The 15831-nt window shown below is 70.7% G+C and carries 12 protein-coding genes; 11 read left to right on the top strand and 1 reads right to left on the bottom strand.

All coding sequences use genetic code 11. The features are described from left to right. Positions 1-224: 224 nt before the first annotated feature. The 11 genes from WMF45_RS02965 to WMF45_RS03015 all read left to right on the top strand — a co-directional run bounded on the left by WMF45_RS02965 (position 225) and on the right by WMF45_RS03015 (position 14666). The gene (locus WMF45_RS02965; protein WP_012233156.1) at positions 225-1346 is read left to right on the top strand and encodes a hypothetical protein; all 1122 of its coding nucleotides are present in this window, start codon (positions 225-227) and stop codon (positions 1344-1346) included. Between the two features lie 249 nt (positions 1347-1595). Continuing rightward, entirely contained in the window at positions 1596-1952 is a 357-nt protein-coding gene (locus WMF45_RS02970; RefSeq protein WP_437715449.1) for an NADH-quinone oxidoreductase subunit A, read from the top strand. Positions 1953-1978: 26 nt separating this feature from the next. Next, on the top strand, positions 1979-2524 hold the full coding sequence (locus tag WMF45_RS02975) for an NADH-quinone oxidoreductase subunit B (protein ID WP_437301525.1): 546 nt from the start codon (positions 1979-1981) through the stop codon (positions 2522-2524). After that, positions 2521-3174, top strand: coding sequence for an NADH-quinone oxidoreductase subunit C (locus WMF45_RS02980; RefSeq protein WP_012233159.1), 654 nt, complete (start codon positions 2521-2523; stop codon positions 3172-3174). The genes WMF45_RS02975 and WMF45_RS02980 overlap by 4 nt, the downstream gene beginning before the upstream one ends. A gap of 3 nt (positions 3175-3177) precedes the next feature. Continuing rightward, positions 3178-4392 (top strand): NADH-quinone oxidoreductase subunit D, encoded by a 1215-nt coding sequence (locus WMF45_RS02985; protein ID WP_437715450.1) that lies wholly within the window; start codon positions 3178-3180, stop codon positions 4390-4392. A gap of 79 nt (positions 4393-4471) precedes the next feature. Then, positions 4472-6160 (top strand): 2Fe-2S iron-sulfur cluster-binding protein, encoded by a 1689-nt coding sequence (locus WMF45_RS02990; RefSeq protein WP_437715451.1) that lies wholly within the window; start codon positions 4472-4474, stop codon positions 6158-6160. Then, the gene (locus WMF45_RS02995; protein ID WP_437715452.1) at positions 6157-7923 is read left to right on the top strand and encodes a complex I subunit 1/NuoH family protein; all 1767 of its coding nucleotides are present in this window, start codon (positions 6157-6159) and stop codon (positions 7921-7923) included. Before WMF45_RS02990 ends, WMF45_RS02995 begins: the two co-directional genes overlap by 4 nt. A gap of 11 nt (positions 7924-7934) precedes the next feature. Beyond that, complete coding sequence (locus WMF45_RS03000; RefSeq protein WP_437715453.1) at positions 7935-8609, top strand: NuoI/complex I 23 kDa subunit family protein; 675 nt, start codon at positions 7935-7937, stop codon at positions 8607-8609. A 105-nt stretch (positions 8610-8714) separates the two neighbouring features. Beyond that, positions 8715-10172 (top strand): Asp-tRNA(Asn)/Glu-tRNA(Gln) amidotransferase subunit GatB, encoded by a 1458-nt coding sequence (gene gatB, locus WMF45_RS03005; protein ID WP_437715454.1) that lies wholly within the window; start codon positions 8715-8717, stop codon positions 10170-10172. Positions 10173-10313: 141 nt separating this feature from the next. Beyond that, the gene (locus tag WMF45_RS03010) at positions 10314-11159 is read left to right on the top strand and encodes a lysophospholipid acyltransferase family protein (protein WP_437715455.1); all 846 of its coding nucleotides are present in this window, start codon (positions 10314-10316) and stop codon (positions 11157-11159) included. A 105-nt stretch (positions 11160-11264) separates the two neighbouring features. Continuing rightward, on the top strand, positions 11265-14666 hold the full coding sequence (locus tag WMF45_RS03015) for a GAF domain-containing protein (RefSeq protein WP_437715456.1): 3402 nt from the start codon (positions 11265-11267) through the stop codon (positions 14664-14666). A 436-nt stretch (positions 14667-15102) separates the two neighbouring features. On the opposite strand, the gene WMF45_RS03020 is transcribed toward WMF45_RS03015, so the two are convergent. After that, positions 15103-15831 carry a DUF5131 family protein gene (locus WMF45_RS03020; RefSeq protein WP_437715457.1) on the bottom strand — a complete coding sequence of 243 codons (729 nt, stop codon included), beginning with the start codon at positions 15829-15831 and terminating at the stop codon, positions 15103-15105.

Consider the following 15831-nt stretch of genomic DNA (forward strand, 5'->3'; position numbering starts at 1 on the left):
GCGCGCGTGGGGGCAGGTGGAGCGGCATGGAACGATAGGGAGCCATGGAAGGCGGCCAGCGCTCTCGTCGGTGAGCGACGCGGGCGCCATGTCGACGCTGTCGACGCTGTCGACGCGCCCGCCCTAGGAGTTTTCTTGAGAGCGGCGCCCGCCCGTGCGAGTCTCGGCCCCCTTGGGACTTGCGCCCGTCGTCCGGGACGCGCCCCTGTGATCCGGGTCGAACCATGCCAAAGGAACGCGTGTTCTCCCTCGATGCCGTTCGGACTGACGGCTGGTTCGAGCGCATAGGCGACGGCATCGGGAGCTTCCAGGCGCTCTGCGAGATCGTGGGCGAGGCGTTCTTTGCCTTCTCGATGATTACGGGCGCCCGCATCACGGCGCTCACCGTCGACCGCCGCAACCCGGACAACACCCTGGTCGACTTCGTTATCGCGCCGCCGGGCGAGGAAGACATCGACGGCGACGTCCAGCGGCTCACGCTCGCGGACTTCCGCCACCGCCTCGTCGGCGCCCTCCTCACGGAGGACACGACGCCGCCCGCGCCCGAGCGGGACACCGACCTCGAGGGCATCCAGCTCCACATCGGCGTCCGCTACCTGCTGCTCGCCCCCCTCTACGGCTACAGCCTCCGCAAGCTCGCCGTCGAGGGGAAGACCTCGCGCCTCCTCCTCCTGCGCGACGGCATCGAGGAGACCCACGAGCTCAACGAGTTCCGCGCCCGCATCCGCTCGCACGTGCGCGACGAGCTCGAGCGCGCCTCGGCCGGCGCGCGCTCCGCCATCGATCTCACGAAGGTCGCCGAGGCCGAGGTCGCCTCGCAGCGCGGCGACTTCCCGAAGGTGATCCAGCTGCTCGGCACCTGGCCGGCCCCGCTCGCGATCTTCCTGCGCACGCCCGAGGGGCAGATGCTCACGCCGGACGCCCGCAGCCTGATCGCCAAGGGCCTCGGCCTCCTCGGCACCGCGTGCGTCAAGCTCGGCGAGGAGCACCAGGGCGAGGAGGTCATGCGCCTCGCCGTCCAGTATGCGCACGACGGGGCCGCGGCCGGCGACATCTTCCGCCGGCTGGGCGAGGCCATGCTCGAAGACGGGCGGGCCGGCGAGGCCATCGGCCCCCTCCGGCGCGCCGCCAACCTCGGGGCCCCGCCGAAGCAGATCTGGCCGCTGCTCGCGCGGGCGTTCGTGCAGCGCAAGAAGTTCGTCGCCGCCCTCGCCTGCGTCCGCGAAGCGCGGAGCGTGGGCGTCGCGGACGCCGATATGGTCGAGGAGATCCGGGAGATCGAGGCCAGCCTGGGGACGGCGCTCACCGCGTGGCGAGGGCTGGTCCTGGCCGCGAACCGCTCCTAGGATCGCGGCCCGCGCGTTGGTTGACCGACCGCCTCCATTGACACCCCCGCGGCGGCCGACTAGATCCGGCGCGGATTAAGCCGGGATCGCTCGGATTTTTGCTGCTTCAGGCAGCATCGCCGCGTCGCTCTCACCTTTTTGGACTGCATGGTTCGGGGCCGCGGGCCCCGAGGTCTCGCCCCGAGACGCCGCGCGCCTCGGCGAGATGGTCGACCCCTCCGTGGGTCGACACGTAGGAGTGCTCTCTCGATGGCCACCTACATCCCCCTGTTCCTGCTGTTTCTCGTCGCCGCGATCATCGCGCTCGCGATGTTCACGCTGACGTCGCTGCTCGGCCCGAGGAACCCGACGCCCGAGAAGATGATCCCGTACGAGTGCGGCAGCGACTCGACGGGCGGGCGGTTCGTCAAGCCGAGCGTGAAGTTCTACCTGACGGCGATCCTCTTTGTCGTGTTCGACATCGAGGCGGTGCTCATCTACCCGTGGTCGGTCCAGTTCCGGGCCCTCGGGTGGACGGGCCTCGCGACGATGAGTTCGTTCGTCGCGCTGCTCGTCGTGGCGCTCGTGTACGTGTGGAAGAAGGGAGCTCTGGAATGGGAGAAGTGAAGGCCGGTGGGCCCTCGACGCGGGTGATGGAGGGCTCCGAGCACGGCTTCGCGACCACGCGCGTGGACGCGCTGCTGAACTGGGCGAAGAAGTACTCGCTGTTCCAGTACCCGTTCGTGACGGCCTGCTGCGGCATGGAGTACATGGCGATGGCGAGCCCGCGCTTCGACATGGCGCGGTTCGGCGCCGAGGTGCCGCGCTTCTCGCCGCGCCAGGCCGACCTGCTCTGGGTGGTGGGGACCATCAGCCAGCGCCAGGCGCCGGCGCTCCGCCGCATCTACGAGCAGATGGCGGACCCGAAGTGGGTGCTCGCCTTCGGCACGTGCGCCTCGTGCGGCGGCTTCTACGACAACTACACGACCGTCGCCGGCATCGACAAGGTCATCCCCTGCGACGTCTACGTGCCCGGCTGTCCGCCGCGCCCCGAGGCGGTGCTCGACGGCCTCATGCTGCTCCAGGACAAGATCGCGCGCGGCGATCGCACGCCGGCGATCGTCAAGCCGCGCGAGGACCCGGCGCAGACGACGGAGCACCTCGTCACCCTCCAGCGCAAGGAGCGGAGCCTGCCATGAGCAAGAAGGTCCTAGAGCTCCTCACGGCGCAGTTCCCCGGCGCCGTCCTGGAGACGCACTCGCAGTTCGGCGACGACACGGCGGTGCTCGATCCCGCCGTGTGGCGCGACGCCGCCCTGTTCCTCCGCAACGACCCGCGGACCCTGATGAACATGTTCGTCGACCTGACCGCGGTCGACTACCTCTGGCGCGGCGACGTGCCCCGCTTCGAGGTGGTCTGCCACCTGCGGTCGCTCGAGCGCAACCACCGCATCCGGATCAAGGCGCGCGTCGGCGACGAGGAGGGCAACGGCGCCGAGATCGACTCGATCGTCCCGGTGTGGAAGGGCGCGAACTGGTTCGAGCGCGAGTGCTACGACCTGCTCGGCATCGTCTTCAAGGGGCACCCGGATCTCCGGCGCATCCTGATGTACCCGGAGTTCGAGGGGCACCCCCTGCGCAAGGACTACCCGGCCAACCGCATCCAGCCGCTCATCCCGTTCCGGGACGTGCCGAACACCGGCAAGCTGCCGCCGTTCGGCCCCGACGAGGGCATGAGCTTCGGCCGCCAGTCGCACGACTTCGCGCTGCGGGGCCCCGGGGCGTCGATCGACGGAGACGAGGCCGTGAGCAACGGCAAGCGCGCGGGCGCGCTGGAGGAGCGGAGCTGACCCATGGAACCCCTGGATCGCGAGCTGGACGAGGCGGAGCTCGACCTACCGAGCGAGCCGATGCTCCTCAACATGGGGCCGTCCCACCCGGCGATGCACGGCACGGTGCGCATCGTGCTCGAGCTGTCCGGTGAGACGATCAACAAGGCCGACGTGCAGATCGGCTACCTGCACCGCGGCTTCGAGAAGATGTGCGAGCGCGGCACGTGGTCGCAGGTCTTCCCGTACGTCGACCGGCTCAACTACGTCTCGCCGATGCTCAACAACGTCGGCTTCGCGCTGGCGGTCGAGAAGATGCTCGGCGTCACGGTCCCCGAGCGCTGCCAGTACTACCGCGTGATCCTCGGCGAGATGGCGCGCATCTGCGATCACATGATCTGCAGCGGCGCCATGGCCATGGAGCTCGGCGCCTTCACGCCGTTCCTCTACCTGTGCCGCGCGCGCGAGATCTTCTGGGAGATCTTCGAGGAGGAGACGGGGGCGCGCCTGACGCACAGCTTCGGCCGCGTCGGCGGCATGGCGCGGCCGCCGACGGCCGACTTCAAGGCGATGGTCCGCGTGGGCCTCGCGCGCGTGCTCGCGCTCATCAACGACGCCGAGAAGCTCATCCTCAAGAACCGCATCTTCCTCGATCGCCTCGACGGCGTCGGGCAGATCTCGCAGGAGGACGCGCTCGCGCTCGGCTGGACGGGCATCGTGCTCCGGGCGACCGGCGTGCCCTACGACGTGCGCCGGGCGAACCCGTACATGGTCTACGACCGCTTCGACTTCGACGTGCCCGTCGGCACGCGGGGCGACAACTACGACCGGTTCATGTGCCGCCAGGAGGAGATCCGCCAGGCGGGGAGGATCATCGAGCAAGCGCTCGAGCAGATGCCCGACGAGGGGCCCATCAACATCGACGATCCGCGCATCGTGCTGCCGCCGAAGGAGGAGGTCTACACGACCATCGAGGCGACCATCCAGCACTTCAAGATCGTCATGGAGGGCATCAAGGTGCCCGCGGGCGAGTGCTACTCGTACACCGAGGCCGGCAACGGCGAGCTCGGCTTCTACCTGGTGTCCGACGGCAGCGGCACGCCGTACCGCGTGCGCATCCGTCCGCCGTGCTTCGCCACGACGCAGGGGCTCTCCCAGCTCATCACCGGGCTGATGATCCCCGACGTCGTGCCGACCTTCGGCTCCCTCAACATGATCGGCGGGGAGTGCGACCACTAGCGACGGCGCGAGGAGCGCTCCCGTCATCGACTTAGGAAAGCAAGGGCCCTCCGCGGCCCCGCCGGGAATCGAGAGCACGATGCCTACGATCAAGATCGACGGAAGGGAGATCCCCTTCGAGAGCGGTGACACGATCATCCGCGCGGCGCACCGCGCCGGGATCGACATCCCCCATTACTGCTGGCACCCGGGCCTCAGCGTCGCCGCCAACTGCCGGATGTGCCTTGTCGAGGTGCTGCCGCCGCCGGGGCGGCCGGCGATGAGCCTCGACATCCTCCGCTGGGACGCGGCGAAGCAGGACTACGTGCCGGCGGCGAAGCCGAAGCTCCAGCCGTCCTGCCAGATGGCCTGCGCGAACGGCATGGAGGTGCTGTCCGACAACAGCGACCACGTGGCCGAGGCGCGCTCGGCGGTGCAGGAGCTCCTGCTGCTGAACCACCCGGTCGACTGCCCGATCTGCGACCAGGCCGGCGAGTGCCGCCTCCAGGACTACTGGCTGGAGCACCAGCGCAAGGGCAAGCGGATGCGGCAGGAGCCCGTGCACAAGCCGAAGGCGGTCACGTTCGGGCCGACCATCGTGTACGACGCCGAGCGCTGCATCGTCTGCACGCGGTGCATCCGCGTCTGCAACGAGCTCGCCCGGGATCCGGTGCTCTCCGTCCGCGAGCGCGGCAACCTCGGGGAGATCACGGTCTCGCCGGGGCGCGAGCTCGACCACAACTACACGCTCATGACCGAGCACGTGTGCCCGGTCGGCGCGCTCACGTCGCGCGATTTCCGGTTCAAGGCGCGCGTCTGGTTCCTCCGCAGCGCCCGGACCGTCTGCCAGGGCTGCGCGACGGGCTGCAACGCCTACCTCGACTACGATCCGCGCAACAACACGCCGTACCGGCACCGCCCCCGCGAGAACATGGCGGTCAACACGTACTGGATGTGCGACGAGGGCATGCTCTCGTACCGGCACGCGGTCGATGGGCGGCTGCTCACGGCGCTCGTCGGCAACGACGACGCGAGCGTGGACGACGCGCTCGCCGCGGCCAAGGAGCAGCTCACCGGCCACGGCGACGACCCGCAGAAGGTCGCGATCGTCCTGTCGGCGCAGCACTCGAACGAGGACAACTTCGCGCTCTACCACCTCGCCACGACGTACCTCGGCGCGACCGACTTCTTCGTGTCGGGCAAGCCGCTCGGCCAGGGCGACGACATCCTCATCAGCGAGGACAAGAACCCGAACACCCGCGGCGCCGTGCAGATCGCGGCGGCGACCCCGCCGCGCCCCGTCGCGGAGCTGATCCAGGGGATCGCGTCCGGGCAGTACGCGTACGTGCTCGCCCTCGGGTCGGACCTCGAGGTCGACGCGGGCGAGGCGCAGCGGGCGTTCTCGCGGCTGAAGGGGGTGGTGACGATCGCCGCCCACGAGGGGCCGCTCGCGAAGGCCGCGCGCGTCGCGCTGCCGGCGTGCTCCTGGGCCGAGGCCGAGGGGACGTACGTGAACGGCAAGGGCCTGGCGCAGCGGAGCGAGCGGGCGCTGCTCCCGCACGGCGACGCGCGCCCGGCCTGGGAGCTCATCGGCCGGCTCGGGCGCGCGCTCGGGTACGACACCGGGTGGAAGACCCTGGCCGAGCTCCGCCGCGCGATGCCGCCCGGCGCCGCGCTTGGTGGAGCACCCGGGGCAGCCGCCCCCACCGCGGCGCCCTCTGCGCACGCCGCGCCCGCCATCGCCGACGGCGCGCGGGTCGAGCCGAAGAAGACGGAGGCCACGGCATGACCAGCGTCGAGCTCGTTCTCGCGATCGTCAAGATCCTCATCGTCGTCATGTTCCTGCTGAACATGGCGGCGATCGCCACCTGGGCCGACCGGCGCCAGGGCGCGATGGTGCAGGACCGCGTCGGCCCGAACCGGGCGGTCGTCTACCTGCCGTCCCTGGTCGTGCGGGGCATCGTGTTCTTCCCCCCGGCGCTGCTCGCGGCGCTGTCCGTGTTCACGGCGACGCGCGCTGCGTCCGCGCCGGCCGCGGCCGAGACGATGGTGGCCGCCGCGCAGTTCGCGGTGGCCGTTGCCTGGCTCGGGCTGATCGTGTTCTGCGCGTCGGCCCGCAGCGGCGGCCCGATCAACCCGGCGGAAGAGGCGCTCGCCCGCGTCGAGCCCCGCAACATCTTCTACGGGGGCGTGATGGCCCACGTCGCGGTCTTCTTCCTGACGCAGGCGGTTCCGCTCTCGGCGGCGCCCGTCGTCGCGCGGATCGCGTGCGTGCTGCTCGGCGCGCTGCTGCTCGTGACGGGCGCCTACGCGGCGCTGCGCGTGCCCGAGGGCAAGATCCCGCTGCGGCTCCTCGGCACGCTCCACGCCGCTGCCGACGCGATCAAGATGATCTGGAAGGAGGACTTCATCCCGAAGAACGCCGACCGGCTCCTCCACTCGCTCGCGCCGCTGCTCGCGATGTTCCCGGCGCTCGTGACGTTCGCGGTCATCCCGTTCGGCGACAAGCTCTGCTTCGAGGACAACGGCGACGGCGTCTTCGGCTTCGGGGACCTCCCGCTGCTCAAGCGGACGGTCGACCAGGCGTTCACGTGCGGCGGCCACGTCGTGAACCTCCAGGTCGCGGACCTCAACGTCGGCATCCTCTACATCTTCGCGATGGCGGGCACCGGCATCATCGGCGCCGCGCTCGCCGGCTGGGCGAGCGACAACAAGTTCTCGCTGCTCGGCGGCCTGCGCGCCGCGAGCCAGATGGTCAGCTACGAGGTCGCGATGGGCCTCAGCATCGTCGGGCTGTTCATCATCTACGGCAGCGTCCGGCTCGGCGACATGGTGCAGTGGCAGGCCGAGCACACGTGGGGGATCTTCGTCCAGCCGCTCGCGTTCATCCTGTTCCTGGCGGCCCTCGCGGCCGAGACGAAGCGCATCCCGTTCGATCAGCCCGAGGGCGAGAGCGAGATCGTCGCCGGCTACTTCGTCGAGTACTCCGGGATGAAGTTCGGCATGTTCATGACGGGCGAGTACGTGGAGCTCATCACGTCGAGCGCGCTCCTCGTCACGCTCTTCTTCGGCGGCTACCACCTGCCGTTCCTGGATCGCGACGGCATCAACATCGCCTTCGGCGACGCGACGCTCTTCCAGTACAAGATGACCCACTTCGCCGTGAGCCTGACCTACGTGCTGGCGTTCTTCGGCAAGACGATCCTCATGGCGTGGGTGCAGGTCTTCTTCCGCTGGACGCTGCCGCGCTTCCGTTACGACCAGGTGATGCGGCTCGGCTGGACGAAGCTCCTGCCGCTCACGATCGTCAACATGATGGTCACGGGCATCGTCGTGCTGGCCGTCGACTCGGCGCCCGCGGGGCTCGTCGGCGGTCTCCAGGTCGCGGCCGACGTCACCCACGCGGTCGTCGCCCTGGGCGGGTTCGCGGCGGTCGTGGCGCTGATCGCCGGCCTGCTCGAGCCGGTCGAGCGCCAGCGCACCGTCAACTCCACCTCGTCCCGGTTCGCGGCCGCGGCGGGGGGCACCAAGGCGTCGCCGCAGCAGGCGTAGAGGAGGATCTCATGGCGAGAGCTACCCCCAGCACCACGTGGACGAAGCCGGCCGGAAGGCCGGTCGCCGGCAAGCCGATCCCGCGCCCGACCCGGAGCGCCGACGTCCAGGCCTACATCCCCGAGATGGTCAAGGGCCTGGGGATCACGATGAAGCACTTCTTCAAGAACACGAAGGAGATGGTGCTCGGCCAGAAGCCCGACCCGGTGCTGAACGCGCTCGAGCCGGGCGTCACGACGATCAGCTACCCCGAGGAGAAGCGCCCCTATCCGGAGCGCTTCCGGGGCATCCACCGGCTCACGCTGCGCGAGGACAACTCGCCCCGCTGCGTCGCGTGCCTCTGCTGCTCGACGGCGTGCCCGGCGCAGTGCATCGCGATCGAGCCGGCCGAGTACCCCGACGGCGATCGGCGGAAAGGCTACGAGCGGTACCCGAGCAGCTTCGTCATCGACGAGCTCCGCTGCGTCTTCTGCGGCTTCTGCGTCGAGGCGTGCCCCGTCGACGCCATCCGGATGGACACCGGCCTCCACGCGGTGCCCTACGACTCGCGCGAGCAGTTCATCTACCGGCGCGATCTCCTCATGAGCCTCTCCGATCGCTCGGGCTCGCGGCTGACGGCGAACACGCGCCACGAGCCGGGCGACCCGACGCACCCTGGCCTCTCCCGCGACCACTCGGATCACTGAGCCGGTCATCCCCCCGGCAGGCCGCGCCGTTGCGCCGCCTGGCGCGCGGTGGAGCCCGGGCATCTCGCCTCTCGTCCGGCCGAGGTTCTGCTAGAAGGGCGGGCCATGGCGACGACGTACGGCTCCTTCGAGGCGGTCATCGGGCTCGAGGTCCACGCGCAGCTCCTCACCCGGACCAAGGCGTTCTGTGGCTGCGCGACAAGCTTCGGCGATCCGCCGAACACGCACACATGCCCGGTCTGCCTCGGCCTGCCGGGGGCGCTCCCGGTCCTGAACCGCGAGGCGGTCCGGATGGCGGTCAGCGCGGCGCTCGCGCTCGGCTGCGCCGTCCAGGAGGGCAGCGTCTTCGCGAGGAAGAACTACTTCTACCCCGACCTGCCGAAGGGCTTCCAGATCAGCCAGTTCGATCGGCCGCTCGCGCTGCGCGGCCAGCTCGAGATCGAGACCGAGGCGGGCAAGACGCGCGCGGGGATCACGCGCGTCCACATGGAGGAGGACGCCGGCAAGAACGTCCACGGCATCGGCGGCCTGTCGGTCGTCGATCTCAACCGCGCTGGCACGCCGCTCATCGAGATCGTCGGCGAGCCCGATCTCCGCTCGGGCGCGGAGGCGGCCGAGTACCTGAAGCGGCTGCGCGAGATCCTGATGTTCATCGGCGTGAACGACGGCAACCTCGAGCAGGGCAGCTTCCGCTGCGACGCCAACGTCTCGGTCCGCAAGGTGGGGGAGACGAAGCTCGGCACGCGGACGGAGCTCAAGAACATCAACTCGTTCCGCTTCGTCGCCGAGGCGATCGACCTCGAGATCCGGCGGCAGATCGCGCTCATCGAGCAGGGCGGCCGCGTCCGGCAGCAGACCCGCGGGTACAACGCCGAGAAGAAGGAGACGTACCTCCTCCGCGACAAGGAGAACGAGTCGGGCTACCGCTACTTCCCCGAGCCGGATCTGCCGCCGCTCGTCGTGGACGAGGCGTTCCTCGCCGACGTGCGCGGCGCGCTCCCGGAGCCGCCGGCCGAGAAGCGGCGCCGCTTCACCGAGTCGCTCGGCCTGACCCCGTACGCGGCGTCGGTCCTGACCGGCCACCCGCAGATCGCGGCGTTCTTCGAGGAGGCCGCGCGCCTCCACGGCGACGCCGTGAAGGTCGCGAACTTCGTCCAGGGCGAGGTGCTGCGCGACACCCGGACGACGGGGCTCTCCGCGACGTTCCCGGTCGCTCCCGCGCAGGTGGCCGCGCTGCTCCGCCTCGTGGATGAGGGCGCGATCAGCGGCAAGCAGGCCAAGGAGGTGTACACGGAGATGGCCGGCACGGACCGGGCGCCCGGCGACATCGTCCGCGACAAGGGCATGGCCGTGATGAGCGACGCGGGCGCGATCGAGGCGGTCGCCGCGTCGGTCATCGCCGCGAACGAGAAGCAGGCGGCGGCGTACCGCGCCGGCAAGACCGCGCTGTTCGGCTTCTTCGTGGGCCAGATCATGAAGAAGACGGGGGGCAGCGCGAACCCGGCCGTCGTGAACGACGTGCTGAAGCGACTGCTCGACGGAGCCCCCGCCACGGGCGGGTGACGGGGCTTTCTCCGAGCGCAAGCGTGAAATAGGGTGCCGCCGGCAGGCGCTCTCGCCGCGCGAGCCGGGGCGCGCCCGGCGCCTCCGCCTCGCTGAAGCCCCGGTTCCACGATCGCCCCGAGCGGGCAGGACATCCGACGCATGGTCAGCGCTCGTCCCCTCGACGCCCTCCGCTTCCCTCTCCGCACGGCCGGCTTCGTCGGCCTCACCTTCGGCATGTACGGCCTGCTCGAGGTCGACACCGCGATCTCGCCCGCGGCCGACCGCGAAGTGGTCCTCCACACATGGATGCGACGGTATGGGCGCGCACTCCTGAAGCTCTACGGACTCGACGTGCGTGCGGGCGGTCTCGTCCGCGAGGAGCTCGCGGCAGGGCGCGCCGCCGGCGCGGCCGATCCGGCGGGCGCCGGGTACTGCCCTGGGCGCGACGCCGCCGGGCTCGGCCGGCTGTTCGTGATGAACCACCGCTCCGCGCTCGACATCATGATCACGCTCGCCTTCTTCGAGGCCACGGTCGTGAGCCGGGCCGACCTCGCCGGATGGCCGGTCATCGGCATGGCGGCGCGCCGCGTCGGAACGCTCTTCGTGGACCGTTCCAGCAAGCGCAGCGGCTCTGCGGTCGTCCAGGCGATGTCCTCCGCGCTCAAGGGCGGCCGTGGTGTGATGGTCTACCCCGAAGGGACCACGTTCTCCGGAGATGAGGTGCGGCCGTTCCGCGCGGGCGGCTTCACCGCGGCGTGCCGCGTCGGCGCGGAGATCGTCCCTGTGGGGCTTGTGTACGGCGGCGCCGAGTCCTCCTACGTCGACGAGTCGTTCACGGCGCACATGGCCCGGGTGAGCCGTGCGCGACGTATCCCGGTGGCGCTCGAGGTCGGCGCGCCCATCGCCACGGTAGGCCAGGACGTCGGCGAGGTGCGCGACGAGTCGCACCGCGCCGTCCAGGCGCTCGTCCGCTGCGCCCGCGCGCGGCTCGCCGCAGACGGTTAGGCGCCGCGCTCTTTCCTGCGCCGCTGGCTTCTGCGATCGGCCCTCGCTACGATGCGGGCCGCCGGCGACCCCATGGAGCGTGAAGGCAACCCCAGCGAGACCGCCATGATGTGGCAGGTCCTGAAGCCGCCCCGCGGAGGGGCGATCCATAATGAGCTGATGTTCCTGGCGGACGCGAGCGAGCAGCTCACCGGATCGCTTGACCCTCATACGATCCTCGAGCGGCTCGCGCGTCTGTCGGTGCCCTACCTGGCGGACTGGTGCACGGTCGATCTCATCGAGCGTGGCGCCGCGGACGCCATGGGCCTGGTCGGCTCCGTGCCGCCGCCGCCGCCGTCGGACGGCGGTCCCACGTTCATGGCCGGGCCGGACGGGATCGACCCGGCGCCCGTGGCGGGCATCTACGCGGCCCGGCGTCAGCGCGCCGCCGCGGACTCCGACCCGGCGGGCTCCGATCGCGCGGGCCAGGCGGGCGCGACGCGGCGGCGGTTCTGCCGCGTCGCCGCGAAGCACGTGAACCCCGAGCGCGAGGGGCTCCTGCGCGCGATCTCGCCCGACGCCGAGGAGCGCCTCGGCATCGCCAAGGTGCTGCACAGCGGCGAGTCCGAGCTCTTGCACGAGCTCGATCGCGACAAGAGCGACGAGGCCGCCGAGCGCGCCGCCGCGCTGGAGCAGCTCGGCACGCGGTCGGCGATGGCGGTGCCGCTCATCGCGCGCGGCCGCAAGCTCGGCGTGCTGTCGTTCGGCGTCTCGGAGTCGAACCGCATCTACTCCGCGGACGATCTCGTGCTCGCGGCCGAGCTCGCGCACCGCGTGGCGCTGGCGCTCGACAACGCCTACCTCTACCGGAAGGCGGAGGAGGCGCGCCACGCCGCGGAGCGGAGCGCGGACCGGGCCGCGTGGCTCTTCGCGGTGACGGCCGCGCTGTCCGACGCGATCACGCCGCCCGCGGTGCTCCGCGTGCTCGCGAGCGACGTCGTCGCGGCCGCCGGGGCGATGACGGGCGTGGTGGCGCTGCGCGCCGGGCTCGGCGGCGAGCTCGAGACGGTGCGCTCGACGGGCTACCTCGAGGCGCAGATCGCGCGCTTCAAGAGCTTCGACCTCGGCGCGGAGCTGCCGCTCGCGCGCGCGGTCCGGGAGCGCCAGCCGATCTTCCTCGAGTCGGAGGAGCGCTTCGGCGAGTTCGAGCCGGGCTTCGCGTCGTGCTGCGTCGCGACGGGCGAGCGCGCGTACGCCGCGATCCCGCTCTTCCTCGAGGGGCGCGTGCTCGGCGCCGTGGGGTTCGGCTTCTCGGCGCCGCAGTCGTTCACCGAGGACGACCGGGCGTTCATGCTGGCGCTGGTCCAGCAGAGCGCGCAGGCGCTCGAGCGGGCGCGCCTCTCCGCGCTGCAGACGGAGGAGGCCATGCACCTCTCGCACGAGGTGCTGAAGCAGATGCCCGAGGCCATCCTCGTCACGGACGTCGAGGGCAACATCCGGTACTGGATGGGCGAGGCCGAGTCGATCTTCGGCTACCTGTCCGAGGAGATCGTCGGCAAGAGCATGGCGCTCCTCCACCGCGAGGACGTCCGCGAGGAGAGCACGGCCCGGATCCTCCAGCAGATCGAGGACGCGCGCACCTTCGTCGGCGAGGTCCCGTGCGTGCGGCGCGACGGCTCCGAGGTGCCGATCGAGATCACGGCGTACGCGGTCCACGACCAGGAGGGGCGCCCGCTGTTCCTCGTCGGCATCCACCGCGACATCACCGATCGCAAGCGGGCCGAGGAGGAGCGCGCCCGGCTGATCCGGGTGCAGGCGGCGCGGGCCGAGGCCGAGGAGGCGGCGCGGCGGTTCGCGTTCCTGGCCGAGCTCAGCACGGCGCTCGCCGCGTCGCTGGACTTCACGGCCACGCTCCAGTCGCTCGCGCGGCTCGTCCTGCCGGTGCTCGCCGATTTCTGCCTCGTCGACATCGACGACGGCCTCGGCCTGCGCCACGTCGCGGCCGCGCACGTGAGCCCGCTGAAGGAGCCGCTGCTCCGGTACTTCCACCCGAGCCGGGTCGACGGCGAGCCGGGCCCGGTGGCGCGCGTGCTGCGCACGGGCCGGTCGGAGCTCTACGCGGACGTCCGCGGGGACGTGCTGCTGCACGAGGCGATGACGAGCGAGGAGGCCACGGCCAACCGGACGCTCGCGCCGCTCTCGTACCTCGTGGTGGCGCTCCGGGCGCGCGGGCGGATCCTCGGCGCGATCTCGCTCGTGTCGGCGGAGTCGGGCCGTTTCTTCGAGCGGTCCGACGTCGCCTTCGCGGAGGAGGTGGCGCACCGGGCCGCGCTCGCGCTCGACAACGCGCGCCTGTACCGCGAGGTGCAGGACGCGAACCGGCTGAAGGACGAGTTCCTAGGGACGGTGTCGCACGAGCTGCGGACGCCGCTCAACGCGATCCTCGGCTGGGCGAGGATGATGCAGGCGGGCTCGCTCGACCGGGTCGCGGAGACGCGGGCGCTGTCGGCGGTCGAGCGCAACGCCGAGCACCAGGTGACGCTGATCGACGAGCTGCTCGACGCGTCGCAGGTCGTGACGGGCACGCTGAAGATCGAGCGGCTCGCGGTGGAGCTGACGCTGCCGGTGCAGACGGCGGTCGAGTCGATCCTCCCGTCGGCCGCGGGCAAGGGCGTGGCCATCGAGACGAGGCTCGATCCGGAGGGGGTGTTCGTCGAGGGCGACCCTGCGCGGCTGCAGCAGGTCGTGTGGCACCTGCTCTCGAACGCGGTGAAGTTCGCGCGCCCTGGGGGGCTCGTGCAGGTGCAGCTCTCGCAGGACGAGCGCTTCGCCGAGGTGAAGGTGATCGACGACGGCGAGGGCATCTCCGCGGACTCGCTGCCGCACGTCTTCGAGCGCTTCCGGCAGGAGGACAACAGCGGCGCGCGCCGGCACGGGGGGCTCGGGCTGGGGCTGTCGATCGTGCGGCACATCGTCGGGCTGCACGGCGGCATGGTGCGCGTGACGAGCGCCGGCCCCGGGCGCGGGACGACGTGCACGGTGCAGCTGCCGCTCTCGACGGGCGCGACCGCGACGGCGCTCACGAACGCGGGCATCGCGCCGGACCCGCGCAACCCGTTCCCGCGGCTCACCGGGGTGCGGGTGCTCATCGCGGACGATGATCCGGACACGCTGGCGATGCTCTCGGCGGTGCTGCGGCGCTGCGGGGCCGAGGTCAGCACGGCGACGTCGAGCAACGAGGCGCTGAAGCTGCTGGAGACGTCAGAGCCGGCGCTGCTCGTCGTCGACATCGGGATGCCGGGGGAGGACGGCTACTCGCTGATCCGGCGGGTGCGGGATCTGCTGCCGCGCAAGGTGGGGCGCACGCCGGCGCTGGCGCTGACGCCGTACGCGCGGACCGAGGACCGGGTGCGGGCGCTCGCGGCCGGGTACCAGATGCACGTGCCCAAGCCGATCGAGCCGATCGAGCTGGCGGCTGCGGTGAAGTGCCTGGCGACCGGGTTGATGCCCTGGTCCCGGGACGAGTGAGTGACGGGGGATCCGGGGAGCACGCGCCGGGGTGGGGGTGTGCGCGGCAGCGCGCGGGGGGCGCTGGCCATCCGCCAAGACGGGGGCGGGGGAGCTTGCGCATGAAACACCGCCCGGCATGTCTCACTTCGGGTCTTGCCTTCTGAGACGTTTCGTCGCGCGCCACACAAGGCGCGCCTGGGACGTGGAGCTGGCTGGGACCTTATGGCACCTCGTTCGGTGCTCCAGCGCGCCCCCCGCGCGCTGCCGCGCACACCCCCACCCCGGCGCTCACCGTCTGGACGCGTGGAAGAAGAAGGGGGCGTTTCGAGCCGCCGCGGCCACGGAAGAGCCGCTGCATCCATAGAAGGGGACCGAGCCCGCAGCGCGCACTCGCATCGCTGAGGGCTGCCCGATGGCGGGATACGCCAACCTGGATCGGGGCATTGCCCCCCAGCTACGCAACGACGCGCAAGTGCCTCCTCGGCATTTCATCCCACGTCCTTCCCTCGAGGTCGCGTCCTGCTCTTTTCTTGTTCTTCCCCCCCCACTGTTTGAAGAAGAACGGCACGCCAGCCTGACCACACTGGTTCCGGATGTCGACGACCCAGGCGGGATCCATCGCCCGCGACCTGGGCCCCGACTCACCCCCGACGATCACCCAATCCATCTGCGATAGATCCAGGTTCGCCAGCGGCCCCAGCAGCGGCTCGAGCGACAGGAACTTCACCTTCGCACCCGTCGCCCGCAGGTGGTCGATGCGGAGGACGTATTTTTCGCTCTCGACGCTTACGCCCATCCACACGTTCTCAGGCCATGAGAGCTTGCCCGAAAGCTCAGCGAGCCTCTCTGAGCGCTTCGTCAGCACCTGGAAGCAGTGCCAGTGGGCACGCTGCATCACGTCGAAGACGCGACGGATATACTCGAATGGTACGTCCCCGTGAAAGAGATCGCTCATCGAGTTGACGAAGATGGTTTGCGGCCTCTTCCATCGGACGGGAAGCTCGAGCATCTGCGGCTGTAGCGTGAGCTCGAAACCGTGCTTGTAATTCGGTTGCCCCATGGCCTGAAGCCGTTCGGCCATGCGCTCGGCGTAGCAGTGTTTGCAGCCAGGGCTGATCTTGTCGCAGCCAGTTACCGGGTTCCATGTGGATTCGGTCCACTCGATTCCAGAGCTGAGAGCCAT

The sequence above is a fragment of the Sorangium sp. So ce448 genome, from assembly GCF_051520915.1.
GTDB classification, from domain to species: Bacteria; Myxococcota_A; Polyangia; order Polyangiales; family Polyangiaceae; genus Sorangium; species Sorangium cellulosum_B.

Bases quoted from the DNA above. Each gene is read 5' to 3' on its own strand.
- WMF45_RS02965 (WP_012233156.1), top strand. From the start codon at position 225: ATGCCAAAGGAACGCGTGTTCTCCCTCGATGCCGTTCGGACTGACGGC.
- WMF45_RS03015 (WP_437715456.1), top strand. From the start codon at position 11,265: ATGATGTGGCAGGTCCTGAAGCCGCCCCGCGGAGGGGCGATCCATAAT.
- WMF45_RS02985 (WP_437715450.1), top strand. From the start codon at position 3,178: ATGGAACCCCTGGATCGCGAGCTGGACGAGGCGGAGCTCGACCTACCG.
- WMF45_RS02995 (WP_437715452.1), top strand. From the start codon at position 6,157: ATGACCAGCGTCGAGCTCGTTCTCGCGATCGTCAAGATCCTCATCGTC.
- WMF45_RS02990 (WP_437715451.1), top strand. From the start codon at position 4,472: ATGCCTACGATCAAGATCGACGGAAGGGAGATCCCCTTCGAGAGCGGT.
- WMF45_RS03020 (WP_437715457.1), bottom strand. From the start codon at position 15,831: ATGGCTCTCAGCTCTGGAATCGAGTGGACCGAATCCACATGGAACCCG.
- WMF45_RS02980 (WP_012233159.1), top strand. From the start codon at position 2,521: ATGAGCAAGAAGGTCCTAGAGCTCCTCACGGCGCAGTTCCCCGGCGCC.
- WMF45_RS02970 (WP_437715449.1), top strand. From the start codon at position 1,596: ATGGCCACCTACATCCCCCTGTTCCTGCTGTTTCTCGTCGCCGCGATC.
- gatB (WP_437715454.1), top strand. From the start codon at position 8,715: ATGGCGACGACGTACGGCTCCTTCGAGGCGGTCATCGGGCTCGAGGTC.
- WMF45_RS02975 (WP_437301525.1), top strand. From the start codon at position 1,979: ATGGAGGGCTCCGAGCACGGCTTCGCGACCACGCGCGTGGACGCGCTG.
- WMF45_RS03010 (WP_437715455.1), top strand. From the start codon at position 10,314: ATGGTCAGCGCTCGTCCCCTCGACGCCCTCCGCTTCCCTCTCCGCACG.
- WMF45_RS03000 (WP_437715453.1), top strand. From the start codon at position 7,935: ATGGCGAGAGCTACCCCCAGCACCACGTGGACGAAGCCGGCCGGAAGG.